At 49.2% G+C, this 12,265-nt stretch carries 9 protein-coding genes; 4 read left to right on the forward strand and 5 right to left on the reverse strand.

Annotation, left to right across the window (positions count from 1 at the left end; translation table 11 throughout):
* Positions 1-824 precede the first annotated feature (824 nt).
* The gene (edd, locus tag R7044_RS06445; RefSeq protein ID WP_033905870.1) at positions 825-2,621 is read right to left on the reverse strand and encodes a phosphogluconate dehydratase; all 1,797 of its coding nucleotides are present in this window, start codon (positions 2,619-2,621) and stop codon (positions 825-827) included.
* Complete coding sequence (locus R7044_RS06450) at positions 2,621-3,145, reverse strand: gluconokinase (protein WP_033905875.1); 525 nt, start codon at positions 3,143-3,145, stop codon at positions 2,621-2,623. Before R7044_RS06450 ends, edd begins: the two co-directional genes overlap by 1 nt.
* A gap of 153 nt (positions 3,146-3,298) precedes the next feature.
* On the opposite strand from R7044_RS06450, the gene R7044_RS06455 reads away from it, so the two are divergent.
* Together R7044_RS06455 and R7044_RS06460 are read left to right on the forward strand one after the other, a co-directional pair.
* Entirely contained in the window at positions 3,299-4,675 is a 1,377-nt protein-coding gene (locus R7044_RS06455) for a GntP family permease (RefSeq protein WP_012841240.1), read from the forward strand.
* A gap of 9 nt (positions 4,676-4,684) precedes the next feature.
* On the forward strand, positions 4,685-5,296 hold the full coding sequence (locus R7044_RS06460; RefSeq protein ID WP_005394384.1) for a bifunctional 4-hydroxy-2-oxoglutarate aldolase/2-dehydro-3-deoxy-phosphogluconate aldolase: 612 nt from the start codon (positions 4,685-4,687) through the stop codon (positions 5,294-5,296).
* 105 nt (positions 5,297-5,401) lie between these two features.
* Here the strand turns inward: R7044_RS06460 and xapA are convergent, their stop codons facing one another.
* The gene (gene xapA / locus R7044_RS06465; RefSeq protein ID WP_005379149.1) at positions 5,402-6,226 is read right to left on the reverse strand and encodes a xanthosine phosphorylase; all 825 of its coding nucleotides are present in this window, start codon (positions 6,224-6,226) and stop codon (positions 5,402-5,404) included.
* 121 nt (positions 6,227-6,347) lie between these two features.
* Between xapA and R7044_RS06470 the strand changes: the two genes are divergently transcribed.
* The gene (locus R7044_RS06470) at positions 6,348-7,253 is read left to right on the forward strand and encodes a LysR family transcriptional regulator (RefSeq protein ID WP_054576809.1); all 906 of its coding nucleotides are present in this window, start codon (positions 6,348-6,350) and stop codon (positions 7,251-7,253) included.
* Positions 7,254-7,334: 81 nt separating this feature from the next.
* On the opposite strand, the gene gorA is transcribed toward R7044_RS06470, so the two are convergent.
* Both gorA and R7044_RS06480 read right to left on the reverse strand, forming a co-directional pair.
* Positions 7,335-8,690 (reverse strand): glutathione-disulfide reductase, encoded by a 1,356-nt coding sequence (gene gorA / locus R7044_RS06475; RefSeq protein WP_054576810.1) that lies wholly within the window; start codon positions 8,688-8,690, stop codon positions 7,335-7,337.
* Positions 8,691-8,949: 259 nt separating this feature from the next.
* Positions 8,950-9,789, reverse strand: a complete 840-nt coding sequence (locus tag R7044_RS06480) for a 23S rRNA (adenine(2030)-N(6))-methyltransferase RlmJ (RefSeq protein ID WP_005379158.1) — start codon at positions 9,787-9,789, stop codon at positions 8,950-8,952.
* Between the two features lie 399 nt (positions 9,790-10,188).
* On the opposite strand from R7044_RS06480, the gene prlC reads away from it, so the two are divergent.
* Positions 10,189-12,231: an oligopeptidase A gene (prlC, locus tag R7044_RS06485; RefSeq protein ID WP_017635033.1), complete on the forward strand. Its 2,043-nt coding sequence runs from the start codon at positions 10,189-10,191 to the stop codon at positions 12,229-12,231.
* Positions 12,232-12,265: the final 34 nt, after the last annotated feature.

Consider the following 12,265-nt stretch of genomic DNA (forward strand, 5'->3'; position numbering starts at 1 on the left):
ACCAACAAAAAGTGCTGTGGTAGAGGGGGGTTCTCTGGCTTCACAGCATTTTGCTATTAGATTCCTGATCTCGCCTAGGCTCGTCGGAACGACGGATTCATTTTTTTAGAAAGAGCAGTGACCAATCCTAAAGCTTGTCATTCTGAACAGCGAAGGACGAGCAAGATTCAGAATCTACCAACAAAAAGTGCTGTAGCAGAGGGGATTTTCTCTGGCTTCACAGCACGTTGATATTAGATTCCTGATCTCGCCTAGGCTCGTCGGAATGACGGATTCATTCGTTTTTAGAAAGAGCGGTGGCCAATCTCAAAGCTCGTCATTCTGAACAGCGAGGGACGAATGTGATTCAGAATCTACCAACAAAAAGTGCTGTGGCAGAGGTGTTTTCTCTGACTTCATAGCATGTCGATATTAGATTCCTGATCCTGCTGAGGCTCGTCGGAATGACGGATTCATTCGTTTTTTAGAAAGAACTGAGGCCAATCCCAAAGCTTGCCATTTTGAAAAGCGAGGGATGAGCGTGATTCAGAATCTACCAACAAACAGTGCTGTGGCAGAAGTGTTTTTTCTGGCTTCACAGCACGTTGATAGTGGATTCCTGATCTCGCCTAGGCTCGTCGGAATGACGGATTCATTCGTTTTTTAGAAAGAACTGAGGCTAATCCCAAAGCTCGTCATTCTGAACAGCGAGGGACGAGCGTGATTCAGAATCTACCAACAAAAAGTGCAGTGGCAGAGGAGTTTTCTCTAGCTTCACAACACGTTGATAGTAGATTCCTGATCTCGCCTAGGCTCGTCGGAATGACGAGGTCTTTCTTCTCGCCTTAAACAATAAAGCTTGCGCCTTCTTCTGCACTCGATACGTTTTGGCGGATCACGCTAAACAAGCCTCGTCCCCAAGTTTGTTGGGTCGATTCGGTATCGAAATGAATCAACTCGCGACCAGTGGTGTCGCTTAAGTTGTTCAGTTCGCCCGTTTGGCAATCAAGGCGAATCAAATCACCGTTGCGCACCAAACCAATCGCGCCACCACGAATGGCTTCTGGAGAAACGTGAATCGCAGACGGAATTTTACCGGATGCACCAGATAAACGACCGTCCGTCACTAGCGCGACTTTAAAGCCCGCTTTTTGCACGTTCCCTAAAATTGGCATCAGCTTGTGCAGTTCAGGCATGCCATTTGCCGCTGGGCCGTTGTGTGTGACCACAACGATGCAGTCTTTGTTCAGCTCGCCACGTTTGTACGCGGCCTCCACTTCGTGTTGGCATTGGAATACGATCGCAGGTGCCACAATCACGCGTTGCTCTTCTTTCACCGCAGACACTTTCACCACGGCTTTGCCCAAGTTACCGTGAAGTACGCGAGTGCCGCCGGTGTTTTGGAAAGTGGCGTCTGGTTTGGCGATCACGTCACCGTCTTGGCTGCCTTGGCACGGTGTCCAAGTCAGTTGGCCATCGACAAGGCTCGGCAGCGTCATTTGGTCTTCAAATTCACCAAACACGGGTTTCACATCGCGATGCAAAAGCTCGGATTGGTTCAAGCGGTGCAATAACGCGGGCACGCCCCCCGCGTCTTGGAACGCGTTCATATCGGCTGGGCCGTTCGGGTAAACGCGAGCTAACAAAGGAACCACATCCGACAGATCGCTGATGTCTTGCCACGTGAGCAAGATGCCAGCAGCACGCGCCACGGCGATCATATGAATGGTGTGATTGGTACTGCCGCCAGATGCGAGTAGAGCGATGATGCCGTTGACCAAGCTCTTTTCTGTGACCACTTCTGCCAACGGACGGAAGTGTGCAGAACCCGCCGTCATTGAGGCGATTTTCAGAGCCGCGTGATCGGTTAACGCTTTACGCAGTTGGGTATGGGGATGGATGAATGCCGAACCTGGCAGCATCAAGCCCATGGCTTCGAACACCAACTGGTTGGTGTTGGCTGTGCCGTAAAACGTACACGTCCCCGCAGAGTGGTAAGCGCGACACTCCATATCCAGCAGAGCGTCTTTGCCGACTTCACCCGCTGCGTATTTTTGGCGCACGTCGACTTTCTCTTCGTTGCTGATGCCTGTTGCCATCAGACCCGCTGGTACAAACGCAGTCGGTAGGTGCGCGTAAGACAGCGCGCCCATCAGTTGCCCCGGGGCGATTTTGTCACAGATGCCAAGCAGTAATGTGGCATCAAAGACATTGTGGCTCAAAGACAACGCCGTTGATTGCGCAATTAAGTCACGCGAAAACAGCGACATATCCATGCCTGCTTGACCTTGAGTCACCCCATCGCACATCGCTGGCACACAACCTGCGACTTGCGCTGTATGGCCGTAGTCCGCCAGTACTTGTTTGATTTGCGCTGGATAGTCTTGGTACGGCTGGTGGGCGCTCAACATGTCGTTGTAGGCGCTGATCAGCGCGAGATTGGCATGAGTAAAATCGAGAATATTTTTCTTTTCAGAAGAGCAAGAAGCGGCGACTGCATGGGCTAAGTTACCACAAGATAAACCAACACGGCCTTTGCCAGCTTCGGCTTGCACTTCGGTGCGAGCAAGAAAGGCAGCGCGCGCTTCGCGGCTGCGCTCGGTCAAGCGTTGTGTGACCTCAATAACAACAGAGTGAGTCATTACGCCACCTCGATCGCTTGCATTTTGATTAGCTCAGTAGCAGAGCGTTCCACCACGTCGCTGATGTCTCCGTCGATACTGACGATCAGAGTTTGAGGCTCGTTGTCTGGGCGCTCTAGTGTCTCGAATTGGCTCTTCACCATGTTTTCTTTCATGAAGTGGCCTTTGCGCATACGCATGCGATTAAGGATCAACTCCCTATCGCCATCAAGGAACAGGAAGGTCACGTTGTCGTTGCCTTCGCGGATCTGATCGCGGTAAATCTTTTTCAGTGCTGAACAGACAATAATGCCGTGTTCGTTTTTGCTTTCTAGGCTGTACGCCGCATCACGAATGCGTTCTAGCCATGGCTTGCGATCATCATCGTTCAGAGGCTGGCCCGATGCCATTTTCTGAATGTTCGCTCGTGGATGAAGATCATCACCATCAATGAATTTACGCCCTAGCTTTTTCGCTAGATGCTCACCAATTGTGCTTTTACCACTAGCACAAACGCCCATAACGATGACACTACTACCAGCCATAACTTATCCTCATAACCAAATTTGCGCGTGATCTCAATTTTTGAATTCACTTTAAAATATGGGTTTATCTTATTAATGTTATCGGTAACATGTTACCGGTAACTGAAATAAATGTGAACCATAACACAAACAATAATTCTTAAAGGTGAACCTATGGAGCAATTAACCCAAGCCCCAGATCCTACGTTCCTACTGACGATTGCAGGCCTTGCCATTGCAGCGTTACTCGTTCTGATCATTAAACTGAAAGTCCATGCTTTTGCTTCCCTTACTATGGTGAGTTTAGGCACAGCAATCGCCACTGGCGTTCCTTCTGAGAAAGTCGTATCGACCATGATGGGCGGCTTCGGCGGCACACTGGCTTCCGTAGCATTGCTGGTTGGTCTTGGTGCGATGATCGGTAAAATTCTTGAAGTGACTGGCGGTGCGAAAGTGCTGGCAGACACTTTGATTGGTCGCTTTGGTAAAGAGCGCGCACCATTTGCTTTGGGCGTCGCTTCATTACTGTTTGGCTTCCCAATCTTCTTCGATGCTGGCCTTGTAGTGATGATGCCAATCATCCTCAGTGTGGCGGCTCGTTTTGGTGGCTCACCAATTAAATACGCGTTGCCTGCAGCTGGTGCTTTTGCGGTTATGCACGCGTTTGTTCCACCACATCCAGGTCCGGTTGCAGCGGCCGAATTCCTTGGCGCAAACATCGGTCTGTTATTGGTGGTGGGTATTCTGGTAGCTATTCCAACTTGGTACCTTGGCGCTTACCTATTTGGTTTGTACGCGGGCAAAAAATTCGATATCCCACTATCTAAAGCCTTCTTTAATGGCGAAGCGATGGTGGATGAGCGCAACGCACCAAAATTTGGCACGGTTATGACCATCCTTGTGCTGCCAGTCCTGCTAATCTGTTTGGATACGGTATTGAACACACTGGCGGTTGCGGGTGTGATTGATGGTAAAACGGCACTGGTTGAGTTCCTACGTATGCTAGGTAAAACCCCAGTTGCGTTGCTGATCACTTTGATTGTCTGTCTGGCTGTGTTTGCCAAAGACTACGGCATGGCAAAACTAGAAAAATTATGTGGTGAGTCATTGGCTCCTATCTGTGGTGTTATCCTAGTAACGGGTGCAGGTGGCATGTTTGGCGGCGTACTGCGCTCAAGCGGTATTGGTGATGCACTGGCTGACGTTCTTACAGACACAGGTATGCCTGTGATTGTGGCGGCGTTTGTGATTTCAACTTGTCTGCGTGTTGCTCAAGGCTCGGCAACCGTAGCGCTAACCACTACGGCGGCTCTTATCGCGCCAGTAGTGGCAGCATCAACAGGTTTGAGTGAACTCGACCTTTGCTTTATCGTAATCGCGATTGCGGGTGGTGCAACGGTACTGTCTCACTTCAATGACTCTGGTTTCTGGTTGGTATCTCGTCTGCTTGAGATGGATGAGAAAACCACATTAAAAACTTGGACGGTAATGGAAACGTTACTTGGCGGTATCGCGTTTATTATCGTCGCAACATTAAGCTTTATTCTTTAGAGGTTCCCCATGACAACACTTGAACAACGATTAAGAGAAATCAAAATCGTCCCAGTTATCGCAATCAACGACGTAGCACACGCTCTGCCACTGGCAAAAGTGTTGGTAGAAAACGGTTTACCATGTGCGGAAGTGACATTCCGCACCGAAGCGGCGGCGGAGTCGATTCGCATCATGCGTGAAGCGTACCCAGAACTGTTGATTGGCGCGGGCACCGTTCTGACCACAGAACAAGTGGATATCGCAATCGAAGCGGGCGTGGACTTTATCGTTAGCCCAGGCTTCAACCCAACCACAGTGAAATACTGTCAGCAACGTGGTGTGACTATCGTACCGGGTGTAAACAACCCAAGCTTGGTTGAGCAAGCGATGGAAATGGGTCTGCGTACGTTGAAGTTCTTCCCTGCTGAGCCATCAGGCGGCGTAAACATGCTGAAAGCACTGACGGCGGTTTACCCAGTTGAATTCATGCCAACAGGTGGCGTAAGCCCATCCAACGTGGAAGATTACCTAGCGCTGAAATCGGTTGTAGCTTGTGGCGGTACGTGGATGGTGCCAACCGCAATGATGGACAACGGCGATTGGGAAGGCATTGCTGAATTGGTTCGCGCAGTTAAGTAAAACGCACAAACGGCTCCGAAATGCCCCCGAACGTTGGGAAACGTGATACGAAAAAGGGTCATCAAGTAACTTGATGACCCTTTTTCTTTTTGGGATGAAACGGCTTTAGAAGTGATGCTTCATAAAGCGCTTAATAAAGCGAATGAAATCGGCTTCGGCTAGCTTCGCGCACTTCAATGTTTGGGCGTGAGACAATTCTACATCTCCCAAGCCTTCTGCCATGTTGGTGATCGCACATACTGCCAATACGGGTAAGCCGCAATGCGCCGCAGAAATCACTTCTGGCACGACCGACATGCCCACGACATCACCACCGATGATTTGCATCATGCGGATTTCGGCTGCGGTCTCAAAGTTGGGGCCTGTGTAAGAGACAAACACACCTTCATTCAGGTGAATACCATTGGCTTTGCCGACTTCAAACGCTTCTGCACGTAGGTCTTTGTCGTACGCATTGGCGAGGCTGAAGAACCTCGGGCCGTACTCTTCATCATTCGGACCGATCATTGGCGATTCAGGCATGGTATTAATGTGATCATGAAATACCACCAGAGAACCGACATCAATGCGTTCAGGGCGAAGTGAGCCTGCTGCGTTGGTGACGAGCAAAAACTCACAGCCCAGCTTTTTAAAGGTGCGCACGGGCGTGGTCATGACCTTCATTGAGCCGTGTTCGTAGTAGTGACCGCGACCTTTCATGCACACTACGTCTACGCCGCCCATGGTACCAAGTACCAACTCACCAGAGTGGCCTTGCACGGTGCTAACCGGAAAGCCTTCGAGCTCTTCGTATGGAATGACCACTTTGTCTTGTAGTTCGTCTGCCAATACGCCTAAGCCAGAGCCTAAAATAAACGCCGCTTTAGGTTGGAAGTTTGGTTTGCGTTCGCGAATGGTTTGTAGTGCGCCGATTACTGGATCGTGATTCATGTTAGTCACCTTCTGGTTGTGTGTTGATTCCATTGTGTGACTTTCTGCGCTGGTTATCTTTGCTTTATTCGTTACTATCATCCTTAAAAAGAGGATGATGAAATTCGCTAGGACTCAATGCATGAAGTCAGAACCATTTGAGCGCGTGACGCTGAAGATGCTGCGTTACTTTTACGAGGTCGCACAAACCAAGCATTTCACTAAGGCGGCTGAGAATCTCAATATCACCAATTCGCCGTTGAGCAATCGCATCAAAGAGTTGGAAGAGGTGCTTAACGTCAAACTGTTTGAGCGTGATTCAAGAAACGTCATGCTGACGGAGGCCGGACGATTGTTGGAGTCCAAATGCCAACTGATTTTTCAGACCTTGGATGTCTCGCTCAATCAAGTGCAGCAAGTGGGCTTGAACCAGAGAAACATTTTGCGAGTTGGTGTGGTAAGTAGCGCATTTTGGGGCGGATTTGATCGTCTGTTACAGCGCTTCCATGCTGAGCATGACACTTATCACGCCGACATTTTTGACCTCAACCCAGAGACGCAAAAGAAGCACCTGAGCGAGAAGAAAATCGATGTGGGCATTGTGCGTTTTGCTGATGCACTCAACATTTATCCGTATCAGTCGGTATCTTTGGGCAAAGATGTGTTTGTGGTGGCGGTGTCGGAGCAACATGAGTTAGCCAGCAAATCTTTGCTGCGGCTCCAAGATTTAAAGACGTGTGAGTTTGCGTTTATGAGTTTGGCGAATTCAGCCTCGGCAAACTTCATCATCAATGCCTGTCTGCAAGAAGGCTTTTCACCCCATATTGGCAAACAAGTGGTGGAGCCAAGCACCTTGCTGGCGTATGTAGCAAACAGCAATACCGTGACGTTGGTGCCGTCGACGTTTTCTCAGCATCATTGGCATGGGATTCGTTTTATCAAGCTGAAAGAATCACTGCGTGCAGACTTATGCCTGATTCATGACGGTAAGCAGGAGAGTGCTATCAAAGCCGAGTTTATTCGCACGTTATTGGAGAATGCGAGTTAAGCATGGGCTAACAAAAAAAGGTCACCCTAAGGTGACCTTTTCAAATGATTCGCTGAAATCAGCAATGCGATTTCAGCGCAATTAACGCATCGTTACGAACTCTTCTGAGCCCGTCGGGTGGATAGCCACAACAGAGTCGAAGTCTGCTTTGGTTGCGCCCATCTTCATTGCTACGCCGAAGCCTTGGATCATTTCATCTACCGTGAAACCGATGCCGTGCAGACCAACAACCGTTTCTTCTTCGCCCGCACATACAAGCTTCATCTTACATGGTTGACGGTGCTTAGTAACAGCGGTGTACATCGCCGTAAAGCCAGACGTGTAAACTTTGATGTTGTCTTTGCCGTACTTCTCTTCTGCTTCTTGCGTTGTAAGACCGATAGTGCCGATTGGTGGGTGGCTAAATACCACAGTTGGTACCAAATCGTAGTCCATCTTCGCGTTTGGTTTGTTGTTGAACAAACGCTCAGAAAGTTGACGACCCGCTTTAACTGCTACTGGCGTTAGCTCGATACCGCCTTCCATGATGTCACCCACACAGTAGATGCCTTTCACGTTGGTTTCTTGGTATTCGTCTACCTTAATGTAGCCTTTTTCGTTCGTTGCCACGCCGGTTGACGCTAGGTTGATTGCGTCTGTCGCTGGGTGACGACCGATTGCCCAAATCAGTTGGTCAACGTTTTGGCTTTCACCGTTTTCTAGGTGCAGAGTTAGGCTGCCATCGGCTTCTTTTACCACTTCTTTTGGTACAGAGTGGGTGTGCAGTTTTGGACCTTCTGCGTCCATCACTTCAACCAACGTATCGATGATCATTGGATCGAAGCTACGTAGTGGTGACTCTTTACGTACGAACAGGTGCGTTTCTGTACCTAGCGCGTGCAGTACGCCAGCAATTTCAACTGCGATGTAGCCTGCGCCCACAACCGCAACGCGTTTTGGTTGCTCTGCTAGGTCGAAGAAGCCGTTTGAATCGATGCCGTATTCAGCGCCTGGAATGTTTGGAATAGTAGGACGACCACCCACCGCGATCAGGATGTGATCTGCTGTGTAGTGTTCACCGTTTACTTCGACAGTTTTTTCGTCAACAAACTTAGCAAAGCCTTTAATCACGTTTACTTTATTGTTGCCAAGAACGCGATCGTAAGATTGGTGAATACGACCAATGTACGCCTGACGGCTCTCAACCAGCTTGCTCCAGTCGAAACCTTTCACGTCGATATCAAAACCGTAATCTTCTGCGTACAGGTTCATTGCTTCTGCGATTTGCGCGCCATGCCACATTACTTTTTTCGGTACACAACCTACGTTGACACAGGTACCGCCAAGGTCTTGAGCTTCGATTAGCGCAACTTTCGCGCCGTACATCGCCGCACGGTTTGCAGATGCGATGCCGCCACTGCCGCCACCGATACAGATATAGTCAAAATGAGTCGCCATTACTTTCTCCAAGAGCTTATAAATTTTATCTGGTACATAGATAGATTGGGATGACCTTGCCCGAACTCAATGCCACCGTTATCCCACTATCATAAATCGAATTCGACTAATTCCTAAATGGGAAAAAGCGACAATACTTATGACAAATAGCGATGAGAGGCACAAAAAGAAGAATAAGCACGACTGGAGGGAGAAGGTGAGAGCATAAAAAAGCGCAACGAGAATATCGTTGCGCTTGAAGATATCGGTACTGAAGTGCTTACTCTGGCACAATCCAGTCCACTTTCCAGTGGCCAGTTGCTGGTGCGATCGCGTCTTGCAGGAATGGCAGAATCTCTTTCATCTGGCTTTCCAGTTTCCATGGCGGGTTAATCACAATCATGCCGGATGCCGTCATGCCGCGCTCGTTGGTATCTGGTGCAACACCTAACTCGATTTGCAGAATTTTACGAATACCGAGTGCTTCCAAACCTTCGATCATATCTTCGATGTCGTGACGGTTTACCACTGGGTACCAAATCGCGTAGATACCGGTTGCCCAACGTTTATGGCTCTGATGAATCGCTCGCACCACATCGCGGTACTCTTTCGCGAGTTCGTATGGTGGGTCAATCAGCACCAAACCACGACGTTCTTGTGGCGGTAAGCTTGCTTTGAGGCGTTGGAACCCGTCCTCTTTGAAGATGCTCACTTGGCGATCACGATGGAATTCTTGCTCTAACAATGGGTGATCGGCCGGGTGCAACTCGGTCAGCACCATGCGATCTTGTGGGCGGATTTGCGCGCGCGCCACACGTGGTGAGCCTGGGTAGTAACGCAGCTTCTCGCCGTTGTTGAGCACTTTAATGGCATCGATGTAGCTTTTGATGTCTTCAGGAATGCTTGGGTTATCCCAAATACGTGCGATGCCTTGTTTGTATTCGCCCGTTTTTTCAGACCATTCGTGAGTCAGATCGTAACGGCCTACACCCGAGTGGGTATCGTGATAAACGAATGGCTTATCTTTTTGTTTCAGCGCATCAAGAATGAGGCTTTGAACGATGTGTTTGACCACGTCGGCATGGTTGCCAGCGTGGAAGCTGTGGCGGTAACTTAACAAATTAAACTCTCGAAACACTCTTTGGCTGAGTGTGGTCTGTGATTTTCACTCTATGGCGGTATTATACTCAAGTAACTTAAAGATGTAGAACTTCCAATCAAATCTGTTCCTCTGATAAGGGGACGCTATTGAAATTTCTTTGAGTCACCCACACTTACTATTGGTAATCGAATTGAACTAGGTAAGTTTCTCGCACTCAAAAGGGTGTGAAATCTCATTTAGGTATAACAAGACTCAAGGACAGAGTAGCGCTGGTTGACTATAAGATGGTCATCGCGGCATAGAGAAAGGGAACGGAGCTCCCCCAATCCATGTTGCTGGCTCGTCTGTACATTGAGTTGGCCTATCTACACAAAATAGACAGGCAATCACAGAGTCAAAACACAAAAGGAATTATTCATGTCTAATCCTCTTCTGACGTTTACGGACCTACCTCCGTTTTCTCAAATTAAACCAGAACACATCAAGCCTGCCGTTGAGCAAGCGATTGCTGACTGCCGAGCAAAAATCGATGAAGTTCTACAAGACAACGCTCACCCAACTTGGGACAGTGTGATTGCGCCAATTGAAGAAGCGGATGATCGCTTAAGCCGCATCTGGTCGCCAGTGGGTCACATGAACTCGGTAGTGAACAGCGAAGAGCTACGTGAAGCTTACGAAAGTTGCCTACCAATTTTGTCAGAGTACGGCACTTGGGTTGGTCAGCATAAAGGGTTGTACGAAGCGTACAAAACCATCAAAGCGAGCGAAGAATTTGCAACGTTAACTCGTGCCCAGCAGAAAACCATCACTGATGCACTGCGTGATTTCGAGTTATCAGGCATTGGTTTGCCATCCGATGAGCAGCACCGTTACGGCGAGATCAGCAAACGTATGTCTGAGCTGAGCTCTAAATTCTCTAACAATGTGCTGGATGCCACCATGGGTTGGACCAAGCACATCACAGACGAGAAAGACCTAGCAGGTATGCCAGAATCGGCGCTGGCAGCAGCGAAAGCTGCCGCAGAAGCAAAAGAGTTAGATGGTTACCTCATTACGCTAGATATCCCATCTTACCTACCTGTCATGACGTACTGCGATAACCAAGAGTTGCGTAAAGAAGTGTACGAAGCGTACGTGACGCGCGCTTCTGATCGAGGTCCAAACGCAGGCAAATGGGATAACTCAGAAATCATTACTGAGCAGCTAAAACTGCGCCATGAAATTTCACGTATGCTAGGTTTCAATACTTACAGTGAAAAGTCGTTAGCAACAAAGATGGCTGAAACGCCGGATCAAGTGCTGGGCTTCCTGAATGACCTAGCGACACGAGCGAAACCGCAAGGTGAACGTGAAGTCGAAGAGTTACGTCAGTTTGCGAAAAGTGAGTTTGGTGTTGAAGAGCTGAACGTTTGGGATATCGCTTACTACAGCGAGAAACAAAAGCAGCACCTGTTCCAAATTTCGGATGAAGAACTGCGCCCATACTTCCCAGAGTCAAAAGTCGTGAGCGGTCTGTTTGAAGTGCTAAACCGCGTGTTTGGCATGACCGTTACTGAGCGCGAAGGCGTAGACACTTGGCATGAGTCCGTGCGCTTTTTCGATATCTTTGATGCTGAAGGCACACTCCGTGGCAGTTTCTACCTAGATCTCTACGCTCGTGAACACAAACGTGGCGGCGCGTGGATGGATGATTGTCGTGGTCGTCGCGTTACGCTATCTGGCGAGCTGCAAACGCCGGTTGCGTATCTAACGTGTAACTTCAACCGTCCAGTGGGCGACAAACCAGCACTGTTCACGCACGATGAAGTCGTGACGCTATTCCATGAGTTTGGTCATGGAATCCACCACATGTTGACGCAAGTTGATACAGGTGCTGTTTCAGGTATTAATGGCGTGCCTTGGGATGCGGTTGAGCTACCAAGTCAGTTCCTAGAAAACTGGTGTTGGGAAGAGGATGCGCTGGCGTTCATTTCTGGTCACTATGAGACAGGTGAGCCGCTACCTAAAGCGATGCTAGACAAAATGCTCGCAGCGAAAAACTTCCAATCTGCGATGGGTATTTTGCGTCAGCTAGAATTCGGCTTGTTCGACTTCACGCTTCACACCGAATATGACCCTGAAGTGGGTGCGCGTGTACTGGAAACTCTGGCGAAAGTGAAAGAGAAAGTCGCGGTAGTTCCTGCGGTTGAGTGGGCGCGTTTCTCACACAGCTTCGGCCATATTTTTGCTGGTGGCTACAGTGCGGGTTACTACAGCTACCTGTGGGCTGAAGTGCTGTCGTCAGACGCGTATTCTCGCTTTGAAGAAGAAGGCATCTTCAACAAAGAGACGGGTCTAAGCTTCCTGAACAACATCCTAGAAATGGGGGGCAGTGAAGAGCCAATGGAGCTGTTTAAGCGCTTCCGTGGCCGCGAGCCACAAATCGATGCACTGTTGCGCCATTCGGGTATTGCGGCGTAAATTGAGCAAAAAACATCAAGGCCAACCGTTCGGT

It is taken from the genome of Vibrio sp. 1402 (assembly GCF_033340275.1).